23 protein-coding genes are annotated in these 23927 nt (G+C 65.3%); 7 read left to right on the top strand and 16 right to left on the bottom strand.

The annotated features are described in order from the left end of the window. The first annotated feature begins 27 nt into the window (after positions 1–27). The 4 genes from ACXR2T_RS09845 to ACXR2T_RS09830 are packed head-to-tail and all read left to right on the top strand — an operon-like array spanning position 28 to position 6723. Complete coding sequence (locus ACXR2T_RS09845) at positions 28–3591, top strand: error-prone DNA polymerase (protein WP_458839231.1); 3564 nt, start codon at positions 28–30, stop codon at positions 3589–3591. Then, a complete protein-coding gene (locus ACXR2T_RS09840; RefSeq protein WP_458839352.1) occupies positions 3591–4949 on the top strand; it encodes a nicotinate phosphoribosyltransferase in 1359 nt (452 codons plus the stop codon). Before ACXR2T_RS09845 ends, ACXR2T_RS09840 begins: the two co-directional genes overlap by 1 nt. A gap of 57 nt (positions 4950–5006) precedes the next feature. Next, positions 5007–5507, top strand: coding sequence for a cation:proton antiporter regulatory subunit (locus ACXR2T_RS09835; RefSeq protein ID WP_458815563.1), 501 nt, complete (start codon positions 5007–5009; stop codon positions 5505–5507). Between the two features lie 13 nt (positions 5508–5520). Next, positions 5521–6723, top strand: coding sequence for a cation:proton antiporter (locus ACXR2T_RS09830; RefSeq protein ID WP_458839229.1), 1203 nt, complete (start codon positions 5521–5523; stop codon positions 6721–6723). A 2-nt stretch (positions 6724–6725) separates the two neighbouring features. Here the strand turns inward: ACXR2T_RS09830 and ACXR2T_RS09825 are convergent, their stop codons facing one another. From ACXR2T_RS09825 to ACXR2T_RS09815, 3 genes are all read right to left on the bottom strand, one after another. Next, positions 6726–6998, bottom strand: coding sequence for a DUF3039 domain-containing protein (locus tag ACXR2T_RS09825; protein ID WP_458815559.1), 273 nt, complete (start codon positions 6996–6998; stop codon positions 6726–6728). A 63-nt stretch (positions 6999–7061) separates the two neighbouring features. Beyond that, positions 7062–8633, bottom strand: coding sequence for a hypothetical protein (locus tag ACXR2T_RS09820; protein WP_458839227.1), 1572 nt, complete (start codon positions 8631–8633; stop codon positions 7062–7064). Beyond that, positions 8603–9484, bottom strand: a complete 882-nt coding sequence (locus tag ACXR2T_RS09815) for an ABC transporter ATP-binding protein (protein WP_458815555.1) — start codon at positions 9482–9484, stop codon at positions 8603–8605. The genes ACXR2T_RS09820 and ACXR2T_RS09815 overlap by 31 nt, the downstream gene beginning before the upstream one ends. Positions 9485–9615: 131 nt before the next feature. Between ACXR2T_RS09815 and ACXR2T_RS09810 the strand changes: the two genes are divergently transcribed. Both ACXR2T_RS09810 and ACXR2T_RS09805 read left to right on the top strand, forming a co-directional pair. Then, positions 9616–10404 carry an ABC transporter permease gene (locus ACXR2T_RS09810; protein ID WP_458815553.1) on the top strand — a complete coding sequence of 263 codons (789 nt, stop codon included), beginning with the start codon at positions 9616–9618 and terminating at the stop codon, positions 10402–10404. A 2-nt stretch (positions 10405–10406) separates the two neighbouring features. Further along, the gene (locus ACXR2T_RS09805) at positions 10407–11174 is read left to right on the top strand and encodes an ABC transporter ATP-binding protein (protein WP_458839225.1); all 768 of its coding nucleotides are present in this window, start codon (positions 10407–10409) and stop codon (positions 11172–11174) included. An 89-nt stretch (positions 11175–11263) separates the two neighbouring features. Here ACXR2T_RS09805 and pyk read toward each other — a convergent pair whose 3' ends face one another. The 13 genes from pyk to rpe form a co-directional block, all read right to left on the bottom strand. Beyond that, positions 11264–12730, bottom strand: coding sequence for a pyruvate kinase (gene pyk, locus ACXR2T_RS09800; protein WP_458815549.1), 1467 nt, complete (start codon positions 12728–12730; stop codon positions 11264–11266). 10 nt (positions 12731–12740) lie between these two features. Continuing rightward, on the bottom strand, positions 12741–13739 hold the full coding sequence (gene lgt / locus ACXR2T_RS09795; protein ID WP_458839224.1) for a prolipoprotein diacylglyceryl transferase: 999 nt from the start codon (positions 13737–13739) through the stop codon (positions 12741–12743). 98 nt (positions 13740–13837) lie between these two features. Continuing rightward, positions 13838–14662, bottom strand: coding sequence for a tryptophan synthase subunit alpha (trpA, locus tag ACXR2T_RS09790; protein ID WP_458815545.1), 825 nt, complete (start codon positions 14660–14662; stop codon positions 13838–13840). Next, positions 14659–15897, bottom strand: a complete 1239-nt coding sequence (gene trpB, locus ACXR2T_RS09785; RefSeq protein WP_458839222.1) for a tryptophan synthase subunit beta — start codon at positions 15895–15897, stop codon at positions 14659–14661. Before trpB ends, trpA begins: the two co-directional genes overlap by 4 nt. 15 nt (positions 15898–15912) lie before the next feature. Further along, positions 15913–16686, bottom strand: a complete 774-nt coding sequence (trpC, locus tag ACXR2T_RS09780; protein WP_458839220.1) for an indole-3-glycerol phosphate synthase TrpC — start codon at positions 16684–16686, stop codon at positions 15913–15915. A gap of 1 nt (position 16687) precedes the next feature. After that, positions 16688–16921, bottom strand: coding sequence for a DUF6704 family protein (locus ACXR2T_RS09775; RefSeq protein WP_458815539.1), 234 nt, complete (start codon positions 16919–16921; stop codon positions 16688–16690). Between the two features lie 79 nt (positions 16922–17000). Next, complete coding sequence (locus ACXR2T_RS09770; protein ID WP_458815537.1) at positions 17001–17606, bottom strand: Trp biosynthesis-associated membrane protein; 606 nt, start codon at positions 17604–17606, stop codon at positions 17001–17003. 1 nt (position 17607) lies between these two features. After that, complete coding sequence (locus ACXR2T_RS09765; RefSeq protein ID WP_458839219.1) at positions 17608–19218, bottom strand: anthranilate synthase component I; 1611 nt, start codon at positions 19216–19218, stop codon at positions 17608–17610. A gap of 9 nt (positions 19219–19227) precedes the next feature. After that, positions 19228–19602 carry a phosphoribosyl-AMP cyclohydrolase gene (hisI, locus tag ACXR2T_RS09760; RefSeq protein ID WP_458839217.1) on the bottom strand — a complete coding sequence of 125 codons (375 nt, stop codon included), beginning with the start codon at positions 19600–19602 and terminating at the stop codon, positions 19228–19230. Then, positions 19599–20390 carry an imidazole glycerol phosphate synthase subunit HisF gene (gene hisF / locus ACXR2T_RS09755; RefSeq protein WP_458815531.1) on the bottom strand — a complete coding sequence of 264 codons (792 nt, stop codon included), beginning with the start codon at positions 20388–20390 and terminating at the stop codon, positions 19599–19601. Before hisF ends, hisI begins: the two co-directional genes overlap by 4 nt. Positions 20391–20401: 11 nt before the next feature. Then, positions 20402–21244 (bottom strand): ATP phosphoribosyltransferase, encoded by an 843-nt coding sequence (hisG, locus tag ACXR2T_RS09750; RefSeq protein WP_458815529.1) that lies wholly within the window; start codon positions 21242–21244, stop codon positions 20402–20404. A 101-nt stretch (positions 21245–21345) separates the two neighbouring features. Further along, positions 21346–21609 carry a phosphoribosyl-ATP diphosphatase gene (locus ACXR2T_RS09745; protein ID WP_458815527.1) on the bottom strand — a complete coding sequence of 88 codons (264 nt, stop codon included), beginning with the start codon at positions 21607–21609 and terminating at the stop codon, positions 21346–21348. A gap of 23 nt (positions 21610–21632) precedes the next feature. Next, on the bottom strand, positions 21633–22301 hold the full coding sequence (rpe, locus tag ACXR2T_RS09740) for a ribulose-phosphate 3-epimerase (RefSeq protein WP_458839215.1): 669 nt from the start codon (positions 22299–22301) through the stop codon (positions 21633–21635). Positions 22302–22377: 76 nt separating this feature from the next. Between rpe and ACXR2T_RS09735 the strand changes: the two genes are divergently transcribed. Next, complete coding sequence (locus ACXR2T_RS09735) at positions 22378–23898, top strand: hypothetical protein (protein WP_458839214.1); 1521 nt, start codon at positions 22378–22380, stop codon at positions 23896–23898. Positions 23899–23927 lie beyond the last annotated feature (29 nt).

Genomic DNA, 23927 nt, shown 5'->3' with positions numbered 1-23927 from the left:
CACACCGAACGTTCAAAGGAAGACACCATGGGATGGAATAACCCGCCGCTATCGTGGCAGGAGTTCGAGCGCAGGCTTTCGCGCCGCCCCGCTCCCGCCGCTCATCATGAGCACACGATGCCAGACGCTGCACAGGCAGGCGCTCCCCTCGCGAGCCCGCCCGAAGCAGAAGCAGAAGCAGAAGCAGAGGCACACCGCGCACCGGCGGTGCCCTACGCCGAGCTACACGCCCACTCGAGTTTCAGCTTTCTCGACGGCGCCTCATCACCCAAAGACCTTATCGAAGAGGCAATGCGGCTCGGCCTCACGGGGCTCGCCCTCACCGACCACAACGGGCTCTACGGCGCCGCAAGCTTTGCCCAAGAGGCACAGCTCGCCGCACGCAAGACACCGAGTGCACCCCCGCTGCTCACCGTCTACGGCGCCGAACTCTCAATCGGACTTGGCGCCCCACCGTTGGGGGTCGCAGACCCTGCTGCTACCCATCTGCTCGTGCTCGCCCGCGGGGCGGCCGGGTACCACAAGCTCGCCGCCGCGATCACCGAAGGGCAGCTTGCGGGCGGCCAGAAGGGCCGGCCGCTCTACGACATCGAGCAGCTCGCTGACACCGCCGCGGGCGACTGGGTGGTGCTCACGGGCTGCCGCAAGGGCGCCGTGCGCCAGGCTCTCGGCGGTAACGCGAGCGCGGTCGGCGGGGGCCGCTCAGACCGCGAAGCGCACGCCGCCCGCGAAGTGCGCACGCTCGTCGAGCTCTTTGGCGAGAGCAACGTCGCGGTCGAGCTCACCCACCACGGCCACCCGGGTGACGACGACACCAATCTGGCGCTCGCGCAGCTCGCGCAGCAGCACGGGCTCCCCACGGTCGCGACGGGCGGCGTGCACTACGCGTCAACCCAGCAGGCGCCCCTCGCCGACGCCCTCGCTGCGGTGCGGGCCAGGCGCAGCCTCGACCAGATGGATCCCTATCTGCCCGCCACGGGGGCGGCGAGGCTCCGATCCGGCGCGGCAATGGAACGCAGATTCGCGAGGTTCCCGGGGGCGGTGGCCCGCACCGTGCCGCTCGCGCGCGAGCTGGCTTTCCCATTGCGGGCCGCGACCCCGCGGCTCCCAAAGCTCGATGTGCCCGAGGGACACACGCAGATGAGCTGGCTCAGGCGGCTCACCTGGGAGGGGGCCGAGAGGCGTTACGGCAGCATCTCCCCCGGCACCCGAGAGCGGCTCGAACGCGAGCTCCAGGTGATCGAGGCGAAAGATTTTCCCGGCTACTTTCTGATCGTGCACGACATCGTGCAGTTTGCGCGCGGCCGCGGGATCCTATGCCAGGGGCGCGGCTCAGCCGCAAACTCGGCCGTGTGTTACGTGCTCGGCATTACCGCCGTTGACTCTATTTTGTACGACCTGCCCTTCGAGCGGTTTCTGTCGAGCATGCGTGATGAAGAACCAGACATCGACGTCGACTTCGACTCGGGTCGCCGTGAAGAGGCGATCCAGTACGTGTACGAGCGCTACGGTCGCCAAAACGCCGCTCAGGTCGCGAACGTGATCAGTTACCGCCCCAAGGCCGCGATCAGGGACGCGGCGAAAGCCCTCGGATACAGTGCGGGGCAGCAGCTTGCCTGGTCACGGCAGGTCGAGCGCCGCGGCGCGATCGAAGCGAGCCAGATTCCGCCGCGGGTGCAGCAGCTCGCCACACAGATGCTGAGCCTGCCGCGGCACCTGGGGATTCACTCGGGTGGCATGGTGCTCACCGAGCGACCGGTGGGCGAGGTCTGCCCCATCGAACACGCGCGCATGGAGGGGCGCACCGTACTGCAGTGGGACAAAGAGTCGTGCGCGTTTATGGGGCTCGTGAAGTTCGACCTGCTGGGCTTAGGCATGCTGAGCGCGCTGCAGCAGGCAATGGATCTCGTCGCCTTGCACACGGGCACGAGGTGGGAGATGAGCACGATTCCCAAAGAGGAGCCCGCGGTCTATGACATGCTCTGCCGGGCCGACGCGATCGGCGTGTTTCAGGTCGAAAGCCGCGCGCAGCTGAACACGCTGCCCAGACTCAAACCACGCCGCTTTTACGACCTCGTCATCGAGATCGCACTGATTCGCCCAGGCCCCATTCAGGGCGGCGCGATCCACCCCTACCTCAGACGGCGGGGCGGCGAAGAGCCCATCACCTACCCGCACCCGGCGCTCGAGCCGGTACTCAAGCGCACCCTCGGGGTGCCACTGTTTCAAGAGCAGCTCATGCAGATGGCGATGGCCGTGGGCGGCTGCAGCGCCGAAGACGCCGACCTGCTGCGCCGTTCGATGGGCTCAAAGCGCGGCGAAGAGCACGTCATCACTCTGCGCGAGAAGCTGTTCGCCGGCATGCGTGCGAACGGGCTCGCACAAGAAGACGCGCAGCGCATCTACGATCAGATCGAGGCCTTCGCGAGCTTCGGCTTCGCCGAGAGCCACTCGATCAGCTTTGCGCTGCTCGTCTACGTGAGTGCCTGGTTCAAGCTGCACTATCCCGCCGCGTTTCTTGCGGCGCTCTTAAACGCGCAACCCATGGGGTTCTACGCGCCTCGCACCCTCGTGGATGACGCCCGGCGTCACGGCGTCGCAGTGCTACCGGCCGATGTGCAGCACTCGGCGGCCTCGGCGGGGCTCGAGGCCGCCGGCAGCACCGCAGGCAGCACCGCAGGCAGCACCGCAGGCTCCGGATCCCGCGCGCGCACGGCCCGCGACTGTACCGCGGCCCCCGGGCCGGTGCCGCCCAGCGGCCCGGGCGCTGACCCCGGCGGCCCTGCCGCCGATCCGGCGCAGTCACAGCACCCGCAACAGCCCAGCGCCGCAACACCGTTCGACCCCGCCGCCCCCGACACGAGCGGGGCGCACCGGCTCGACCGCGGATTTGCCGTGCGCCTCGGCCTCACTGGCGTGCGGGGCATCGATCCTGCAGCGGCCGAACGCATCGTCGCGGCCCGCGAGCGAGGCCCGTTCAGGGGCCTGCCCGACCTCGCGAGGCGCGCCCACCTGGGTCGCCCCCAGCTCGAAGCTCTCGCCGCGGCGGGGGCTCTCACCAGTCTCGGGCTCGACCGGCGCGCCGCGCTGTGGGCCGCAGCCGGCGCGGCCGAGCACAGGGAGGAGTTTCTCGCGGGCAGCGCGATCGAGGTGCAACCGCCGCTGTTGCCGGTGCTCAATGCTCAAGAACAGAGCGCGCTCGACCTGTGGGCGACGGGCGTCACGACCGGCGTGCACCCGCTGGCGCATGTGCGCCCGCAGCTCGACTCCCGCGGAATTGTGCGCTCAGACGGCCTGCCGCGGGCACGCCCGGGCCAGCGAGTCACGGTCGCGGGCATCGTGACACACCGCCAGCGGCCCGCCACCGCCAGCGGCGTCACGTTCATTTCGCTCGAAGACGAATCGGGGTCGGTCAACATCGTTGTGTGGCCCAAGGTGTGGGAGCGTAACCGGTTTGTCGCGAAGTCTGCCCCCGCACTCGTCGTGTGTGGCGTGTACGAGCGTTCGCCCGAGGGCGTCGGCAACATCATCGCCCAAACCTTTGAGCCACTCGCGGCCCCCGCCAGCGTGAAGTCACGCGATTTCCAGTGATGCTGAAACCCTCGCATCGCGCACGCAGATACACTGGGCAGGTGCACGAGTCTTCAGCCCTGTTCACCGATCACTACGAACTCACGATGGTCGACGCCGCCCTACAAGCGGGCACGGCGCACCGCCAGAGTGTGTTTGAGCTCTTTGCACGCAGGCTCTCGGGTGCTCGCCGCTACGGGGTCGTAGCTGGTACCGGCCGACTTCTCGAGGCCATCAACCGGTTTCGCTTCGATGACGCCGAGCTCAACTTTCTCAGCAGCGCCCATGTGGTGCGGCCAGAAACGATCGATTGGCTCGCCAACTACAAGTTTTCGGGCGATATTTGGGGCTACCCCGAAGGCGAAGTATTCTTTCCCGGCTCCCCCGTGCTCACGGTCGAGTCGACGTTTGCCGAGGGCGTGCTGCTCGAGACGCTTGCCCTGAGCATGCTGAACTCTGACTCTGCCATCGCCACCGCCGCTTCGCGCATGGTCAATGCGGCAGCCGGTAAACCGCTCGCCGAGATGGGTTCGCGCCGCACGGGCGAACACGCCGCCGTCGCAGCCGCCCGCGCCGCATACATTGCGGGCTTCAACGCCACGTCAAATCTTGAGGCGGGCCGCAGCTACGGCGTACCCACCATGGGCACCGCCGCGCACGCCTTCACCCTGCTGCACGACACCGAGCGAGACGCGTTCGCTGCCCAGGTCGCGGCCCTCGGGGTCGATACGACGCTGCTCGTCGACACCTACAACATTGAGCGCGGCGTGCGCACCGCCATTGAGGTCGCGGGCACGGGCCTCGGTGCTGTGCGCATCGACTCGGGTGACCTGCCCGTCGTCGTCGCACGTGTGCGCCGGCTGCTCGACGATCTGGGCGCCACTCGCACGCGCATCACCGTCACGAATGACCTCGACGAGCACACTGTTGCAGCCCTCGCCGCTTCTCCCGTCGACAGCTTCGGCGTGGGGACCTCGGTTGTTACCGGGTCTGGCACCCCCACCATGAGCATGGTGTACAAGCTCGTGGCCAGGCAAGACGACGAAGGCTCGTGGGTGTCTGTCGCCAAGAATGCCGAGGGTAAGGCTTCTGTCGGGGGCCGTAAAAACGTACTGCGCGCACACGACGAATATGGCACGGCGACCGCAGAGCTGATTGCCGTGGGTGATGGCCCCGCAGGCATGGACGAGTTTGAGGGACAGCCCGGTCGCCGCGTACTCACGCCGCTCATGCTGGCGGGTGAGGTGCAGCCCGGCCACACCGGCGCCGAAGGGATCGCCGCTGCACGTGCTAGGCACCGGCGCAGCGTCGCCGAGCTGCCCCCCGTAGCGATGAGCCTCACCCGCGGCGACCCCGCGATTGTCACCCACTACCGCTAGCAGCGGCCCCGCTCGGGTGGAATAATTGGGGGTGTTCTAACGCTCACGGGAGGCACCATGCCCAGCGATGATTCCATCGAGGTGAATGAATCCCCGCTGCCCGGTATCGGGCTGCGCGACGACTTTGTCACGGCAGGCGGGAAGCGGGTCGGCGTCGTGTCGCACCACACGGGTCAGCGCGACCTCGTGGTCTACGACGACAACGATCCAGACGCATGCGCGGCCTCCGTCTCGTTGACCCCGGGAGAGGCCGACACCCTCGCCGAGTTTCTGGGAACCAGGCGCGTGGTTGAACGTCTCGCTCAGCTCTCAGAACAGGTCGAAAGCCTGCGCACCAAGAAGCTCACCGTCGCAGCCGGGTCACGGTTTGACGGCGCCGCGCTCGGCCACACTCAAGTACGCAGCCGCACCGGAGCCTCGATCGTCGCGGTGCTGCGCGGAGCAGAGGCAATCGCTTCTCCCCCACCCAGTTTCACGCTCAACGGCGGCGACGAGCTCATCGTCGTGGGCACCGACGAGGCGCTCACCGCGGTAGCAACCATTCTCGAGCAACCCTGAACAGGCGCGCACGATGGATGCCGAGACGACGAGGAGCGCGCTCACGCTGCTCGAACTCGGATGCATCATTACGGCGCTGGGTTTACTCGGCCGGCTCGCCACCCGCATCAGGCTCTCCCCCATCCCCCTGTACCTCATAGCCGGGCTACTGTTTGGGGTGGGCGGTATCGCCCCGCTGCACACGAGCGAGACGTTCGTGAGGACGGGCGCCGACATCGGCGTCATCTTGCTCCTGCTGCTATTGGGCCTCGAGTACACGGCCCACGAACTCATTGTGAATCTGCGCAGCCACACCACCTCAGGGCTCGTCGATTTCGTCGTGAATGCTACGCCCGGCGCGCTCGTGGGCGTGTTGCTGGGTTGGTCTGTGCCCGGCATACTCGCGATGGCGGGTGTCACCTACGCCAGTTCCTCTGGTATCGCGGCCAAGCTGCTCGCTGATCTCGGTAGGCTCGGCAACCGCGAAACGCCCACGGTGCTGTCGCTCCTAGTGTTCGAGGATCTCCTCATGGCGATCTACCTGCCGCTCCTCACCGCGATGCTCGCGGGCGTGGGTCTTTGGGGCGGCCTCTTGAGCATTGGGGTGGCTATCGCGGCGGTCACGGTCGCGCTCATCGTGGCGCTACGCTTCGGCCGCGTCATCAATCGGCTCGTCTTTTCGCCCAATGACGAGCTCTTGCTGCTCGGCGTCTTTGGGCTCGTGCTCGTTGTCGCGGGCGTCGCCGAGTCGCTCAACGTTTCAACCGCCGTGGGCGCGTTTCTGGTGGGCATCGCGCTCTCGGGCAAGGTGGCGGAGAGCGCGCGCGCCGTACTCACGCCGCTGCGCGACCTCTTCGCGGCGGTGTTCTTTGTGTTCTTTGGGCTCGAAACTGACCCCCGGCAGATACCGGCGGTGCTGCCCCTGGCACTCGCCCTCGCGGTAGTCTCGGCGATCACCAAAATCGGCACTGGAATGTGGGCCGCCCGGCGCGCGGGCATCGCGAGGCCCGGCCAGCTTCGCGCGGGCACAGCACTCGTGCCTCGCGGCGAATTCAACATCGTCATCGCTGGTCTCGCCGCCACCGCCGGCGTGCCGGGCATTGGCCCGCTCGCCGCTTGCTATGTCATGATCATGGCGGTGGCGGGCCCGGTGCTTGCGCGCGCGGCTGGCGGCGCGGTACTGTCCCTGGGATCCGGATCAAAAAAGCCCGGGAGCCGCAGCTCCCGGGCTTCGTAGCGCTACTTCTTCATGCGCTCGTAGACCTTTTTGCAGTCGGGGCAGACCGGAAACTTCTCGGGGTCGCGCGAAGGGGTCCACTTCTTACCGCAGAGGGCCCGCACGGGCTTACCCGTCATGGCCGACTCCATGATCTTGTCTTTTGGCACATAGTGCGAGAAGCGCTCGTGGTCACCGTCTTCGATCTGCGCGTCTTCGAGGAGCTTTTCAAGCTCACGATCGAGCACATCGGTGCCACCGCCGGTGGACTTGTCATCACGCGTGAAGATACCCATGGGGTGATTCTACCGCGCTCGCGCCCGGATCGGCAGTGCGCGGCCGCACCGATGCGTGATGAATCAGTCGAACACCTGGGTGACGGCGATCAGTTCTGGGCCATTGCGTTCAAACAGTTTGCCGCCAATGTAGATGCCGAGCAGCAGCACGAACAGCCCGTAGCCCGCCCCGAACAGCAGCGCCCACAGGTTCTCGAAGAAGGTGACGTCGAGCACAGCGTGAATAGCAATCCAGACGGGTGGCACCGACAGGCCCAGCGCGAACAGCATCGACAGCGTCTGCGACAGCCCCGAGCCCGAGCCCGACCACTGCGGCTGCACAAACGGGCTGTCGCCCGGCCTCGTCGTGGGGTAGGGCATGACCACCGAGAACACGCTTGTGACGCCGGCGGCCACGAACAGCACGGCCAGGTTGAGCCCGAGCACCGCGGGCAAGATGCGCCACTCGCCCGCAAACGCGACCGTGACACTCGAACCAATGATCGCGAGCGGTACACCGAGCATCAGCACCGGGGCGAGGCGGCCAGCGCGGTCAGCCGTGCCGCGAATTCCGCTCGCCACGTGCTCCCAGATAGCTGTTGAATCCATGGCCACGTCGTTGTGCTGTGACCACGCGAGCAGCAGCAATACCACGGGCAGCGGCACGAGTGCGAGGTTGCGCATGTCTGCCCCCGCCACCGTAAACGCGACAAGCATCATGATCGGCGCGATCGGAACAGCGAACAGTGCAACGCGGTATCGAGGGTCACGCGACCAGTAGGTGAGGCTGCGCGCGGCAATCACCTGTGCGGGGCGAGCAGCGAATCGCTCAAACCAGCCCAAACCACGGCGAGCGACACCGGGGTCATATGGACGGTCCACCCGAAACAGCGTCACCCGCACGAGCGGGATCCACAGCAGCAAGAGCACGGCGATCGCCCCCGCCGTGAGACCCAGGTGCACGAGGGCGGCCTCGGTATCGCCCGCGGCGGCGAAACCGATCGCCGCAAACGGTGCCCCGAACGGGGTCAGTCCCGCGATGCGTGCCGCTTCCGCTGTGGCGGCCTCACCACTCGCGCCGATCGCCGCAGAGGCGGCCAATACGATGAAGGGGACGCTGGCGACGAGCAGCACGACACCCGCGGTGCGCAGGGCGCCCGCGTAACGTCGACCGGTTAACCGCTGAGACAGCGCAGACATGACACGCACGGAGGCGACTGCAAGCAACGCCGCGAGCACCAGTGCCGCGGGCCTGACCCAGCCAGACCCATGCCATTCTGAGCGAGTCACGCCCAGCGCAACGAGCCAGGCCGTCAGAAGCAAGAAGGGCCAGCTCACTACCGTGGTGATGAGCAGTCCGAAGCCTACGCCGCCAGGTGTGGCCGGAAACTGTGCGAGGTGTGCGGGCGACAGGGAGCGCTTGTTCGAGAAGAACGGCACCGCAAAAGTCGCCGCGAGTACCGAAGCACCGGCGAGCACATCAATCATGGCGCGCTGGGCGTCTGAGATGTCAAGCAACGACGGGGCCGCGGCAGCAGCAGCGACGGCCGCAAATGCGACGACAAGCCCGAGGCTCACCCGAATCGCGCGCCCCACCGACCCTCGAAAGATTCCGCCGAGCAGCGCTATTCTGAGTCGGAAGAGCCGTGCAGCCATTCGAGTCCCTTTCGTGTATCGCCGCCACCGGTGAGCTGCACGAAGCGCTCTTCGAGGCTCTGCCCGTCACGCACCGCGTCAACGGTGCCCTGCGCAATGACGCTGCCATCAACGATGATCGACACGTGGTCACAGACGCGTTGAATGAGGTCAAGGCTGTGGCTCGACATGACAACGCTGCCGCCGCCCGAGACATACTTCTCGAGAATCTCGGTGACGTTTGAAGCCGAGACCGGGTCGATTGCTTCAAAAGGCTCATCGAGCACGAGTACCTCGGGCGCGTGAATCATCGAGCAGGCGAGCGCAATCTTCTTCTGCATACCCGCAGAGTAGTCAGACACGAGCCTGCCGAGCGCAGACTCCAACCCAAACGCTGCCGCGAGTTCACCCGCACGCTGCGCGACAGAGGCTTCGGGTACTCCGTGCAGCACACCCGAGTAGTAGAGCAGCTGCGCGCCGGTAAGTCGGTCAAACAGGCGCAGCCTGTCTGGCAGAGTACCGATGAGTCGTTTGGCCGCTCGGCCGTCACGCCACACATCGACTCCGCCGACTGTGACACGCCCGGAGGTTGGCCGCAACAGGCCACTGATCATCGAGAGGGTCGTGGTTTTGCCCGCACCGTTGGGGCCCACTACGCCCGTGAACGAGCCAGCGTGCACGTCCATCGTGACTTCGTTCGCCGCGACGAGCGAGCCGTAGGTCTTCGTCAGCACCTCGGTGCGCAGCACCACGGGGTTCTGCGCGGCGATCCGCCCACGCTCACGCGCACGCACCACCGAGGGCACGGGCACCTGGATCCTGCCGGTGCGTGGGGCCCTGGGCCGTTCGCTGTTTGTGGGTTCAACGCGCACCTCACCCTCTCCTAGCTGGGGGGCGGGCACGGCGGAAGAACTCTGTGGCGGCACAAGCTCTAACCTACCAAATTCAAACGCCCCCGGCGTCCCGCGCGCCGACTCACACAGCGACACGGCAGAATAGAGGGGTGATCTCCCCCATCCCCGCACCCCGTTCGCGCTCACGCGCATGGTCATCGCTGTGGCTTTTAACAAGGCGCGACCTCAAAGTGCGCTACTCAACCTCGATGCTTGGGTACCTGTGGTCGATCCTCGATCCGTTGCTCATGAGCCTGATTTACTGGTTCATTTTTACTCAGGTGTTCACGCGTGGTGTGGGCGAATCACCGTACATCGTGTTTCTACTCACCGCCCTGCTGCCGTGGGTGTGGCTCAATGGCGCTGTTTCAGACTCAACTCGCGCATTCTTACGCGACATGAAGCTCGTGCGCTCGGTTGCGCTGCCGCACTGGATCTGGGTGGGACGCATCGTCTGTTCCAAGGGCGTTGAGTTCTTGCTGAGCCTGCCCGTTCTGGTGCTGTTCGCCGTATTTTCTGGTGCGCACGTGGGCGCAGGTCTCATCTGGTTTCCCGTAGCAACTCTCATGCTGGGCACCCTCATTCTGGGCGTCGGACTGATCATCGCCCCGCTCGTCGTCTTTTTCCGCGACCTCGAGCGAGCGGTGAAGCTCGTGCTGCGGGTGCTGTTTTACGCCTCACCCATCATTTACGGCGCGGCCGATCTGCCCGCCTTTGCACAGCCACTGGCCTGGCTGAACCCGCTGTCCGGCATCTTCTCCCTGTTTCGGGCCGGGTTCTTTCCGGATCAGCTTGACCTCGGTCTCGTACTGAGTTCAGCTGCGATCACACTCGTTACGCTCGCCGCTGGCATCATCGTCTTTCGTCGCGCTATTGGCGGCGTCTTGAAGGAGCTCTAACCGTGACCCCTCACTCAGACTCGGCGGCCCTGCCCGGCGAACCCATCATCACCGCGGCGGGTCTCGGCGTACGATTTCGCCGTAACCGTGGTTCTCGCCGCAGCTTCAAGGATCTCTTCTCGAACAGCAAGCGTCGTACCCGGCCAGGAGACTTCTGGGCGCTGCGCGGCGTGTCTTTCACCGTACGACCCGGTGAAGCGATTGGTGTCGTGGGGCGCAACGGTCAGGGCAAGTCCACCCTGCTCAAGCTCGTCGCGGGCGTCATGTTTCCCGACGAAGGGCATGTGCGCGTGCACGGCGGGGTGGCCCCCCTCATCGAAATCACGGGTGGATTCGTCGGCGACCTGACGGTGCGTGACAATGTAAATCTGACGGCCGGCCTTCACGGTCTGAGTCGCGCTGAGATCGCAGACCGGTTTGACGACATCATTGATTTTGCCGGGGCGGGCGACGTGATCGATACCCCGTTCAAACACCTTTCGAGTGGCATGAAGGTGCGTGTCGCTTTCTCGCTTATCTCGCAGCTCGATGAGCCCGTGCTGCTCGTCGATGAGGTACTCGCGGTCGGAGACAAAGCGTTTCGCGCCCGCTGCTATAAGCGTATCGAGCAGCTTCTGAAAGAAGGAAAGACGCTGTTTCTCGTTTCGCACAACGAACGCGACCTGCGCAGGTTCTGCACCCGCGGACTCTACCTCGACGGCGGCAAGCTGCAGCTTGATGCGCCCATCGAAGAGGTGCTCGAGCGGTACAACGCCGATCACCCGGCATAGCTACACAACGCACACAACACGAAGGCCCGGCTGGTCTCATCACACAGGATGAGACCAGCCGGGCCTTCGTGTTCAACGCCAAATAAACGCTAGTTGTTGCGCCCCAGAACGTGCTTACGGGGGCCCGCCTCGGGCAGTTGCCCGGTTGCTTCACCCATGCGGTGAATACGTAGGGTGTTCGTAGTTCCCACGACGCCGGGAGGCGATCCAGCAATGATCAAGACCTTATCGCCGAGTTCGGCGCGATCCTGCGCGAGAAGCACATCGTCAACCTGTGCAAACATCTCGTCGGTGCTCTCCACGCGAGGCACCTCGTAGCTGCGCGCACCCCAGGTCAGCTCCATGCGGCGCCTGGTCTCAGCATCGGGCGTGAACCCGAGAATCGGAATGGGCTTACGCAGACGTGACATCCGGCGAACGGTGTCACCGGACTCTGTGAACACGCAAATGTACTTTGCGCCCACGAACTCCGCCACCTCTGCGGCAGCGAGCGTAAGAGCCCCACCCTGGGTGCGCGGTGCGGCGCCCAGAGGCTCGATGCGCTCGAGCGCATGTTCTTCAGTCGCTTCGATGATGCGGGCCATTGTGGCCACGGCCTCAACCGGATATGCGCCGACGCTCGTTTCACCCGACAGCATCACCGCGTCAGCGCCGTCAAGCACAGCGTTGGCGCAGTCAGATGCTTCTGCTCGCGTGGGGCGAGGGTTCTCGATCATCGACTCGAGCACCTGCGTAGCCACGATCACAGGCTTTGCGTTGCGCCTGGCGAGTGCAACCGCTTCGGTCTGCACGAGCGGCACTCGCTCGAGCGGCAACTCGACTCCGAGGTCACCACGCGCGACCATGATGCCGTCAAAGGCGTGCACAATCTCTTCCAGGTGCTCCACCGCCTGCGGCTTCTCGATCTTCGCGATGACGGGCAGGCGCACGCCCTCCTCGTCCATGATCTCGTGTACGCGCACAATGTCGGCAGCGTCACGCACGAAGGACAACGCGATGTAATCGGCGCCAAGCGCGATGGCCCAGCGTAGATCCTGTTCGTCCTTCTCAGACAGCGCAGGTACGTTCACCGCGACACCGGGCAGGTTGATGCCCTTATTGTTCGACACCGAGCCGGGAATCTCAACAACGGTGTACACCGTGTCCTCGGTGACGCGCACCGCGCGCAACCCTACCTTGCCGTCGTCGACGAGCAGCGGATCACCCACGTTTACGTCACCCGGCAGCCCCTTGTGGGTCGTGCCGCAAATCGTCTGGTCACCCACAATATCGCGCGTCGTGATTGCAAATTCGTCGCCCACGGCCAACTCGTAGGGGCCGCCCTCGAACTTGCCCAGACGAATCTTGGGGCCCTGCAGGTCGGCGAGCACGGCGATCGGGCGCCCGACCTCGGCCTCTGCCCGGCGAATGTTGCGGTAGATGCCCTCGTGCACGTTGTACGTGCCGTGAGACATGTTCAGGCGCGCGACATTGACGCCAGCCTGAATCAGTTCGAGGGTGTGGTCATAGCTGGAGACCGCGGGCCCCCAGGTGGCGACGATTTTGGCGTGGCGCATGTAAGCTCCCTTACTTGTTAGCGGGTGTTGCCTGGTCTGACTCAGTGGCAGCCGCGGGCGGCGCCACTACTTCGTCATCTGGTTCCGCGACGCGGTCGCCCGCGTGGGGAAGAATATGAAAGTACTCGTCTGTATTTGCCGTGGCGGCTAGCGCGCTGTCGGCGGGGTTCATGCGGCCGGGCAGGTATACAGACTTCTCGATACCGACGTGGCGCTTGCGCTGAACGATAAACAACACGAGCCCTATGACAATCGCGGCGAGAGCGGCCAGCACGTTGGTGCGGATTCCGAGGAACAGCAGGCTCGGGTCGACACGCAGCGACTCAGTAAACGCACGACCGACGCCGTACCACACGAGATACATTGCAAAGAAGGTGCCCCAGCGCGGCTTCAGCTTCCGCTCGATTGCGAGCAGCACGATGACGCCCAGAATGTTCCAGAGGCCCTCGTATAGGAACGTCGGGTGGAACAGCGTGCCGTCGGGCAGGCCGATCGGGAACGCGGGGTTATCGGCCGAGATCTGCAGCCCCCAGGGAAGCGTCGTAGGCCCGCCAAAGAGTTCGTGGTTGAACCAGTTCCCGAGGCGCCCGACGGCCTGAGCAAGCAGGAGACCGGGCACGAGTGCGTCGGCGAACGACCAGAACCGTACGCCAGTGATCCGGGACGCGATGAGCACGCCGATCGCGCCGCCCAGCAGCGCACCGAAGATCGCGATGCCGCCCTGCCAGAACGCGAATGCGTCAAGCGGGTTCTTGCCCGGACCAAAGTAGTCACCCCAGTGCGTGACTACGTGGTAGAGACGCGCACCGATGATGCCGAGCACGAGCGCCCACACGAGGAAATCGAAGACCGCGCCGCGTTCGCCGCCGCGCTTGCCCAGCCGACGAGCGGTCCAGATGCCCGCCAGCACAATGCCGAGGATGATGCAGAGCGCGTAGTAGTAAATGCGCAGTGGGCCGATCTGCAGAAACTGCATGTCGGGGCTCGGGATACTGAGCGGGAGAATCATTCACTCCTCTTTCACTGGCGGCGAGGCCGCCCTAGTGGCGCGGGCGGCGATGCTGCCCGAATGGTGGGACCGCTTGCGCGGCAATTACTGAAATAATCCTAGCGCGCGGTGCTGGCTGGATCGGTGGGTGTGCGGTGAGTGCCGCTCGCGATATGGCGTACCACCTCGGCGAGCGCGGGCACTCCCCCGTCTCGCAGGGCGCGCACGAAAGCCGTGCCAACGATGGCTCCATCAGCGTATTCGAGGGCCGCTGCCACCTGCTCGGGTGTAGAAATACCAATGCCGACGCACGCGAGCGGCGCGCCCGCTTCGCGCAGGCGAGCAGTGAGCGTGCGAGCCGCGCGGTCGAGCGACGCGCGCTCACCGGTGATGCCCATCGTCGACACGGTGTACACAAACCCGGTCGTTGATTCAGACACGAGCCGCAGCCTGGCATCGCTCGAGCTCGGCGCCGCAAGAAACACGCGGTCGAGACCTTCACGCTGGCTTGCAGCGATCCAGTCTGCGGCCGCCTCGGGCGTAATGTCTGGCGTGATGAGGCCCGCGCCGCCCGCCGCAGCGAGATCGCGCGCGAACCGGTCCACACCGTACTGCAGCACAGGGTTCCAGTAGGTCATGATGAGAACGGGCACATCGACTGCCGCGCGCACGCGGCGCACCGCTTCAAACACCTGGGGTAGTTTGAATCCTCCGGCGAGCGCCGTCTGCGTCGCTTCTTGGATGACGGCGCCATCCATGACGGGGTCAGAGTAGGGCACCCCCAGCTCGATGACGTCGGCGCCGCTTCGCGCGAGCGCAATCGCGGCCTCAATGCTCGTATCGAGGTCGGGGAACGCAATGGGAAGGTAGCCAATGAGCGCGCCCCGGCGTTCAACACCCGCCCGCGTAATCGCGCGTGAAACCGATGATTCTTGCACGCTCACTCCCCCATCTCAGCATCTGCATCGAACAGGTCGAAGTATCGACCTGCCGTTGCCATGTCTTTATCGCCTCGGCCCGAAAGGTTCACTGCGATCAGGGCGCCCTCACCGAGTTCACGGCCGATACGCAGCGCGCCTGCGAGGGCGTGAGCAGACTCGATCGCGGGAATAATACCCTCGGTCTGGCTGAGCAGGCGCAGGGCCTGCATCGCCTCGTCGTCGGTGGCCGGAATGTACTCTGCACGCCCAATGTCCGCGAGCCAGGCGTGCTCGGGGCCAACGCCCGGGTAGTCGAGCCCCGCTGAGATCGAGTGAGATTCGATGGTCTGCCCGTCTTCGTCCTGCAGCACATAGGTTTTTGCGCCGTGCAAGATGCCCGGGCGCCCGCGTTCGATCGAGGCCGCATGCCGGTCGGTGTCGACGCCATCGCCCGCGGCTTCAACCCCGTAGAGCCTCACATCTGCGTCATCGAGAAACGCGTCAAACATGCCGATCGCGTTGGACCCGCCGCCGACGCAGGCCACGACGGCGTCGGGCAGCCTGCCCGCGCGCTCAAGGAGTTGAGCGCGCGCCTCTTCAGAGATGATCTTCTGAAAGTCGCGCACCATTGCGGGGAACGGGTGCGGGCCAGCGGCCGTGCCAAAGATGTAATTGGTGCGCTCGACGGAGGCGACCCAATCACGGTAGGCCTCGTTGATAGCGTCCTTCAGCGTACGGGACCCTGCTTTGACCGCCACGACCTCGGCGCCAAGCAGACGCATGCGCGCCACGTTCAACGCCTGGCGCTCGGTGTCGACCTCACCCATGTAGATGGTGCACTCGAGCCCAAAGAGCGCGGCGGCCGTGGCCGTAGCCACGCCGTGTTGGCCGGCGCCGGTCTCTGCGATCACGCGCGTCTTGCCGAGGCGCTTAGTGAGCAGCGCCTGGCCGAGCACGTTGTTGATCTTGTGCGACCCCGTATGGTTGAGGTCTTCTCGCTTCAAGAAGATGCGTGCGCCGCCCCCGTGTGCCGCGAACCGCGGCACCTCGGTAATGGGCGACGGCCGCCCAGCGTACGACATCAACAGCTCGGTCAGCTCTGCCCCGAACTTGGGGTCAGCCTTCGCTTCGTCGTACGCGCAGGTCAGCTCATCGATCGCCGCAATGAGCGACTCGGGCATAAAGCGCCCACCGAATTCACCGAAGAAGGGTCCGTTCGCCTCGCGGAGGCTCCCGGTTCCCACGTCGTTGTGTGTCATGGTCTCCCTGTCGGGTTAGACGCTGAGGTAAGACTTCAGCGTCGAAATTGGATCGCCGCCGGTAACGAGCGCTTCGCCGACGAGCACCACATCGGCGCCCGCCTCTCGATAGCGCTCGACGTCGGTGACGTTCAGCACGGCTGATTCTGCAACACGAATCACGCCTGCTGGGATCTGATCGGCGACGCGACCAAACAGCTCTTTGTCGAGCTCAAACGTGCTCAGGTTGCGCGCGTTGACGCCCACCAGCTGTGCGCCAAGGTCAACGGCGCGTGCCACCTCATCGGCCGTGTGAGTCTCCACAAGAGCCGTCATGCCGAGCTCTCGGGTAAACGCGTAGAGCGCTTCAAGTCGGTCCTGTGGCAGCGCGGCCACGATCAGCAGCACGAGGTCGGCGCCCGAAGCTCGGGCCTCTAGTACCTGATACTCGTCACCGATGAAGTCTTTGCGCAGCACGGGAATGCTGACGGCCTTGCGCACCGCTTCGAGGTCTGCCAGGGACCCCTTGAACTTACGCTCTTCGGTGAGCACACTCACGACGCTCGCACCGCCCGCCTCGTACTGCGCGGCGAGTGCCTGCGGCTCGGCGATGGCGGCGAGGTCACCCCGCGAAGGGCTAGCGCGCTTCACCTCTGCGATCACCTTCATGTGATCGGCGGGCGAGAGGGCAGCCAGCGCGTCGAGCGCTGGCGTACGCGAAAGGGCGAGCTTCTCGAGCTCGCCGTAGGGCAGCCGCACACGGCGCTGGCGGGCGTCCTCAAGGGAGCCCGCCAGCAACTGTTCCAGCACCTTAGTCGTGCGACTTCGGCGTGTACTTGGGACCGTTGACCCCGTAGCCGGCCTTCGCGAGGATCCAGCCAAGAAGTGCGCCCACTGCGACAATGCCCGCTGACACCCACACCATGGTGGGGTTATGCAGGAAGAAGAAAACGGTGCCGCTTGCGACTCCGATCAGCATCACTACAACCGCCGTCCATGCGGCGGGCGAATCGCCGTGACCAGGTTCTTCGTGCTGGGTACTCATGAATCTCCTCTGAATGGGTGTGAACATCTCAAGCCTACCTGAAATTGGGCACGCACTCGCACCGTGCGTGGCCACCGGGTCAGTCCCGATTGGTGTCAGGCGCGTCTGACGCGTCCGACTCAGCCTCGGTCGGGTCTTCACCCTCACTCAGCGAGTCCCAGTCCGAGATCCGATCGCGCGATGCTTCCGGATCTTTTGCGGGCGAAGCTTCGTACTTGCGGCCCGCCACGGCCCAGCGGCCACTCACGAAGATGACGACGATGCCAGCGCACGCAGCGAGCACGCCCGCTCCAGCGGTGACAAATGACCAGGGCGTAAGGCTGTAGTCGAGCACCGATGCCAGGCCTGCATGCCCGGCAAGCCCTGTGAGCTCGGTGACGCGGGCCGTCATCGCTTGGACAGGGTCAGAGGCGGCTGTCACCGACAGTGCGGTGATGCCCGCGCCGAGCCCCGCCACCAGCACGCCGAGTACCCGGCGAAACACCGGTCCTGCGATTGACAGGGCGAGCGCTGCCGCGACGACCGCGATCGCGACCGGTGACAGGGCTGCATTGAGGTCGTACCCCGAGGGTGTCTCGGCTGCTCCGCCTTCAAGTGCAATCTCGATCCACGGCTGCGATCCCGCCCCGAGCGCGACCGCGCCCGCGATCGCGATGACGCCGAGCGTGAGTGGTTTAGCGCGCACTTTAAGCCCCCGTTGGTGTCGTTTGGGTGCCGCCCTCAAGCGGGCCTGCCTCTGTCAGCTGGGCGAGCGAGTTAGCGATCGCAATCGCGCGCAGCGGCGCCGCGGCCTTACTCGCGCACTCGGCGTCTTCGCTTTCGGGCACCGAGTCGGCCACAATGCCTGCCCCGGCCTGCACCATCGCGACGCCGTCTTTAATGGTCGCTGTGCGAATCGCGATCGCGAGATCGGCCGCGCCCCCGAGCCCAAAGTATCCGACTACACCGCCGTATACCCCGCGCTGCACGGGCTCGAGTTCGTCGATGATCTGCAGTGCGCGCGGCTTGGGTGCGCCTGAGAGCGTGCCAGCTGGGAACGTTGCACGAAACACGTCGACCGGGTTCTCACCACGACTAATGCGCCCCTCAACGGTTGACACAATATGCATGATGTGGCTAAAGCGTTCAATGCGCATAAACTCGGTCACTTCGACGCTGCCCGGCTCGCACACGCGCAGCAGATCGTTACGTGCCAGATCGACGAGCATCAGGTGCTCGGCGCGCTCCTTTTCATCGGCGAGCAACTCGCGCTCGTGCCGCTGGTCTTCGGGCGTCGTGGCGCCTCGCGGCCGCGAGCCTGCGATCGGATGGGTCATCACGTGCCCATCGCTCTGCACTGTCACAAGCGCTTCGGGGCTCGAACCGACGACAGCGAATGCCTCACCCTCGGCATCCTCCAGCTGCAGGAGGTAGAGGTACGGGCTCGGGTTCAGGTGCCGCAGTACCCTGTACACGTCGAGCGGATCGGCCGTACAGGGGTGATCGAACCGCTGCGAAGGCACCACCTGGAAGATGTCGCCGTCAACGATGTACTGCTTAGCACGCAGCGTAGCCGCAATGAATTCGGGGGTCGTGGTGAGGCGATCCGGCGTAGCAATAGCCGAGCGATCGAGCGTGCCGAGCGGCGAGGGGGCCGCTTGGGCCAGGTCTGCCTGCAGCGCGTCGAGGCGACGCTGCGCGCTCTCCCACTGCTCGTCGGCCGTGGGTGTCGTACCCCCCGCCGTCTCACCCAGCGCGTCGTCATTGAGCACATTGGCGAGCAACACAACGCTGCCTTCGCGGTGATCGATGACGACTAGCTCTGAGACAAAGCTGAGTGACTGCGTCGGCAGGCCGGGCCCCGCGGCTGGCCTGTGCTCGAGCTTCTCAAACTGCCGCACGGTCTCCCACCCGAGGTAGCCAACGAAGCCGCTCGCGAGTGGAGGCAGGCCGGGCACCTCGGGGGTGCGCCAGCGCTCGTAGACCGCGCGCAGCGCTTCGACCGGAGCGAGGTGCGCGACACCACCCGGCAAGAGCCGTTCCTCACTCAGCCCGCGGCCCTGGGCGGGCGCCCAGTGCGCCTGGCCGCCGCGCTCCCCCAGCACACCGAAACTACCGGCCCCCACGAAGCTAAAGCGGGTCCAAACCCCGCCCTGCTCGGCAGACTCCAGCAAGAACGTACCGGGGCGCGAGGCCGCCACCTTGCGATAAATACTGACCGGGGTGTCTGCGTCAGCGAACACCTCGCGGCAGACGGGAATAACGGCGTTGGTGGCTCGCGCGGCGTCGAAGGCCGCTCGCGTCGTCGTAAGGCTCACCGTTTCAGCCTACAGCTTACCGTCGGTGCTCGGGTCGCCCACGACGGCCGCAAGCTCGCGGCCGGTGAAGCAGGTGCGGGTGCCCGTGTGGCAGGCGGCCCCCAACTGGACCACACGCACGAGCAGGGTGTCACCGTCGCAGTCCATCTGGGCGCTGCGCACGTATTGCCGATGGCCAGACGTATCGCCCTTGCGCCAATACTCCTGACGCGAACGCGACCAAAATGTGACGCGCCCGCTCGTGAGCGTGCGCCGTGCAGCTTCACGGTCCATCCACGCGAGCATCAGCACGTCGCCGGTTTCGTCATCTTGAATGATGGCGGGAACGAGGCCATTCTCGCCGAAGACGATGTGTGCGACGTCGTCGGTCACGCTGTCGCTCATGCTGTCGCCTCGGGCGCCGCATCCGGCAACCGCACCGTGTGACCTGCATCTGCGAGGGCACGTTTCACATCACTAATCGTAAAGTGGCCGTCGTGAAACACCGAGGCTGCGAGCACCGCGTCGGCACCAGCGTCCACGGCGGGCGCAAAGTGCTCGACCTTGCCCGCGCCGCCCGACGCAATGATCGGCACCTGCGCGATCTCGCGCACCAACCGGGTCAGCTCAAGGTCAAAGCCCGCGAGGGTGCCGTCGGCGTCCATCGAGTTGACCAGCAGCTCACCGGCCCCGCGCTCGACTGCCTCGCGGCACCACTCGAGCGCATCGAGGTCGGTCTCGCGCTTGCCGCCGTGGGTGGTCACCACGAAGCCGCTGGGGGTGCGCTCACTGCGCTTCACATCGAGCGACAGAACGATCACCTGTGATCCAAAGCGATCGGCAATCTCGCCCAAAACATCGGGGCGGGCGATCGCGGCACTATTGATGCCAATCTTGTCAGCCCCCACCCCGAGCAGCCGGGCGACGTCGTCGGCCGAGCGCACACCACCGCCCACGGTGAGAGGAATGAACACCTGCTCGGCCGTGCGGCTGACCACGTCGTAGGTGGTCGAGCGGTCATCGACGGTCGCGGTTACATCGAGAAAAGTGAGCTCGTCTGCCCCCTGCTCGGCGTAGCGAGCGGCGAGTTCAACGGGGTCGCCCGCGTCACGCAGATTTAAGAAGTTGACGCCCTTGACCACGCGGCCGGCCGCAACGTCAAGGCAGGGAATAACACGAGTAGCGATGCTCATTTGCTTACCCTCTACAGTCGCGCAGCGTGAATCGCGGTAACGATGATCGCCTTGGCGCCGAGCTCGTAGAGCTGGTCCATCACATCGTTTGCCTCGTCAGCGCACACCATTACGCGCACAGCCACCCAGTCTGGGTCTTTCAGCGGTGAGACTGTCGGTGACTCGCTGCCGCTCGCAATCTGGGTCGCTTGTTCGAGCTTGGCGTGCGGCAGGTCGTACTCCACCATCACGTACTTGCGTGCGACGAGCACGCCGCGCAACCGGCGCATGAGCCGTTCGATACCCGCATGCTCCGTGGGCCCTCCGATGAGTACGGCGGTCGACTCGAGAATCACGGGACCAAAGATGTCGAGGCCCGCGGCGCGCAGCGTCGCCCCGGTAGATACGACGTCTGCCACAGCGTCAGCGACGCCCAGCTGCACGGCAGACTCTACAGCGCCGTCGAGCTTCACGAGTGTTGCGATGATGCCGCGCTCACGCAAGAAATTGTCGACGAGGGTCGGGTAGCTGGTGGCGACCCGCTTGCCGGCCAGGTGTGTCAGTTCAGTTACCTCGCCGCCCGCGGGGGCCGCAAAGCGAAACGTCGAATCCGCGAAGTCGAGGTGTTCGATTTCGCGTGCAGCAGAGCCCGAGTCGAGCAGCAGGTCGCGACCGGTGATGCCCACATCGAGCGCGCCAGAGCCCACATAAGTGGCGATGTCGCGCGGGCGCAGGTAGAAAAACTCTACGTCGTTGCGCACGTCGGCGTGCACGAGCTTGCGGCTATCGCGACGACCGGAATAGCCGGCCTCCGCGAGCATCTCGGAGGCGATTTCAGACAGCGACCCCTTATTAGGGACGGCGATGCGAAGCATAAGTGTTAGTTCCTCACGGGTACGGCCGACGCGGCTTCACGCCGGCCACGGGATATTACAAAAGGCCGGAGAGCGTCAGCGCGCGGGGTGAGGCGCTGACGCTAGAGATGCGTGTAGACGTCCTCGAGGGAGAGTCCCTTGGAGAGCATGAGCACCTGCAGGTGGTACAGCAGCTGGCTGATTTCTTCGGCGCAGGCTTCGTCTGATTCGTGCTCAGCGGCCATCCACACCTCGGCGGCCTCTTCGACGATCTTCTTGCCAATCGCGTGCACACCAGCGTCGAGCCGCGCGACGGTGTCGCTGCCCTCGGGGCGGCTAGCCGCCTTTTCGCTCAGCTCGGCAAACAGCGTTTCGAACGTTTTCACGTCTCTACCCTATCGTGCGCGGCTTAGGCGCTGTGCACGTGAGACGCGGCGGCGGCACGCAGGTCTGCAATGCGGTGCTCTGGTACGCCACCGTACACGGCTGACCCGGCTACGAACGTGTCGGCGCCAGCTTCTGCTGCCATGGCGATCGTGTTGACCGTAATACCGCCGTCGACCTGCAGCCACACATCAAGCCCCAGCTTGGCTTTTGCCTCGGCGAACTTGCGCAGCTTCGGCATCATGTCGGGCATAAACGACTGCCCACCAAAGCCCGGCTCTACGGTCATCACGAGCACCTGATCAAACTCGGGCAGCAGTTCGAGATAGGGCTCCGGATCAGTACCGGGCTTCAGCGCGATGCCCGCGCGCGCACCCATGTCACGGAGCTTTCGGGCGAGTCGCACCGGGTCTTCGGTGGCCTCGGCGTGGAACGTGACGGAGTATGCGCCGAGTTCGGCGTAGCCGGGCGCCCAGCGATCGGCGTTAGAGATCATGAGGTGCATGTCGAGCGGAATCGGCGACACCGCCTGGATGCGCTCCACAATGGGAGGCCCCATGGTGAGGTTTGGCACGAAGTGGTTATCCATCACGTCGACGTGCACGAGGTCGGCGGTCGCAATCGCCTGCAACTCGGCCTCGAGGTTTACAAAGTCTGCGGAAAGAATGCTCGGGTTAATGCGCTGCTGGCTCACCCCATAAGCTTATGGGTTCGGTCGTGAAATCAACATTCGGTCTTCATCTGTCTCACGGTCGCCTAGGCTTGAGGGTATGAGTGATTCACCCGACCACCCAACCACGCCCGCGCAAGACCCCCAGCAGCCGCAGCAGCCACAGGCCGCAAACCCGGCAGAACCTACGCCGTCCTCTGCTGCTCCGGGCGGACTCGCGCCTTCACCCGGCATCGCGCCCCCGGCTGGCATGGCCGCTCCTGAGCTTTCGCAGCCTACCGAGCAGCCCCAGTTCGCGCAGCCCCAGTTCGCACAGGAGCCCACCGCTCCGCAGTACGGCCAGCCCCAGTTTGAGCAGGCGCAGTTTGAACAGGCGCAGTCTGAACAGCCGCAGTTCGCGCAGCCGCAGGACCCGACGCAGCCTCAGTTCGCACAGGAGCCCGCCGCACCGCAGTACGGCCAGCCCCAGTTCGCGCAGGATCCGGCAGCAGCCCAGTTTGCGCCCGCAGCGGGCGGCCCGGGAGAGCCCACCGCCCCCGGTGGTCCGGCAGGTCCGGCAGGTCCGGGAGGACCCAAGAAGGGGCTCTCCACGGGCGCCATCATCGGCATCGTTGGCGGCGCGATCGCACTCATCGTTTTGCTCGTCGTCGGCGGCCTATTCGCGTTCCGCGCGCTCTCGGGCCCCGCAGACAGTGGCGACTCCGCGGGCTCTGCCAGCAGCTCTGAGGGCAAGGCAATCAAGCGAGCAAAGACGCCCGACGGCACGATCGAGCAGTTCTTGAACGCGCTCGCCGAGGGCGACGCCAACACGGCACGCAAGCTCGCGGGCGGCGCCACCTCTGACGATCTGCTCTCTGATGAGGCCCTGGCAGCGCAGCTGAAGGTGGCCCCGATCACTGCCATCGAGGTCGACCCCGTAGTTGACGAGCCAAACGACTACGAAGCCACCGTCACCGCATCGTTTGACATCGGCGATACCACCGTCACGCGCGACTTCAAGCTGTGGAACTCGCGTGATTCGTGGGAGATCTCTGACGCACTCGTGAGCTTCTCGCTCGATGCGTTCAAGGGTCTCGAGCCGCAGGTTAACGGCATCGAGGTGCGCCCCAGCACGTCGCAGAAGGCGTTCCCCGGCGCCTACCAGATCTCGCTCGGCCTCGAGCAGTTCGAACTCGACAGCAAGGTCGACACCTTTGTGCTCGGCGATCGCAACGACGCCGACGCAATGTACAGCTTGAAGCCGCGACTCACCGAAGCCGCGACCGAAGAGTACCGCACCCTCGTGGCGGCCGCACTCACGAAGTGCCTCGAATCGACCACGTTCACGACCGACTGTGGCCTTGAGGTGTCGCAGGAGCTCAGCGGCGGCGAAAAGGTCATCGACGGCACGATCGTGCGCACAATCGGCACCGAGGGTGAAGCGAAGCTGAAGCGCCTCGAGCCGACCACCAGCTACAGCGCTCCGACCGTTGTGTCGACCTACGACTACATCACGGTCACCACGACCGCGCAGGTCGACAACAATGGCACGACCGAAGAAGGCACCCTGTACGGCGGCGGCATGATGCTCACGCCCACCGTCGACTTCGCAGAGGCGAAGCCCAAGGTGACCTGGGAGTAATAACACCGGTTACGTGCGACAGGCGCACG

It is taken from the genome of Leucobacter faecis (genome assembly GCF_054456635.2).
The sequence above is the reverse complement of the archived record's forward strand: the minus strand, read 5'-3'. Positions and strand labels throughout refer to the sequence as shown.

Excerpts from the sequence above, each read along its gene's own strand:
- hisI (WP_458839217.1), bottom strand. The coding sequence starts at position 19,602 with ATGAGCGACAGCGTGACCGACGACGTCGCACACATCGTCTTCGGCGAG.
- trpB (WP_458839222.1), bottom strand. The coding sequence starts at position 15,897 with ATGACACACAACGACGTGGGAACCGGGAGCCTCCGCGAGGCGAACGGA.
- ACXR2T_RS09820 (WP_458839227.1), bottom strand. The coding sequence starts at position 8,633 with ATGGCTGCACGGCTCTTCCGACTCAGAATAGCGCTGCTCGGCGGAATC.
- ACXR2T_RS09845 (WP_458839231.1), top strand. The coding sequence starts at position 28 with ATGGGATGGAATAACCCGCCGCTATCGTGGCAGGAGTTCGAGCGCAGG.
- hisG (WP_458815529.1), bottom strand. The coding sequence starts at position 21,244 with ATGCTTCGCATCGCCGTCCCTAATAAGGGGTCGCTGTCTGAAATCGCC.
- hisF (WP_458815531.1), bottom strand. The coding sequence starts at position 20,390 with ATGAGCATCGCTACTCGTGTTATTCCCTGCCTTGACGTTGCGGCCGGC.
- ACXR2T_RS09735 (WP_458839214.1), top strand. The coding sequence starts at position 22,378 with ATGAGTGATTCACCCGACCACCCAACCACGCCCGCGCAAGACCCCCAG.
- ACXR2T_RS09835 (WP_458815563.1), top strand. The coding sequence starts at position 5,007 with ATGCCCAGCGATGATTCCATCGAGGTGAATGAATCCCCGCTGCCCGGT.
- pyk (WP_458815549.1), bottom strand. The coding sequence starts at position 12,730 with ATGCGCCACGCCAAAATCGTCGCCACCTGGGGGCCCGCGGTCTCCAGC.
- lgt (WP_458839224.1), bottom strand. The coding sequence starts at position 13,739 with ATGATTCTCCCGCTCAGTATCCCGAGCCCCGACATGCAGTTTCTGCAG.
- ACXR2T_RS09840 (WP_458839352.1), top strand. The coding sequence starts at position 3,591 with ATGCTGAAACCCTCGCATCGCGCACGCAGATACACTGGGCAGGTGCAC.
- ACXR2T_RS09775 (WP_458815539.1), bottom strand. The coding sequence starts at position 16,921 with ATGAGTACCCAGCACGAAGAACCTGGTCACGGCGATTCGCCCGCCGCA.
- ACXR2T_RS09830 (WP_458839229.1), top strand. The coding sequence starts at position 5,521 with ATGGATGCCGAGACGACGAGGAGCGCGCTCACGCTGCTCGAACTCGGA.
- ACXR2T_RS09825 (WP_458815559.1), bottom strand. The coding sequence starts at position 6,998 with ATGGGTATCTTCACGCGTGATGACAAGTCCACCGGCGGTGGCACCGAT.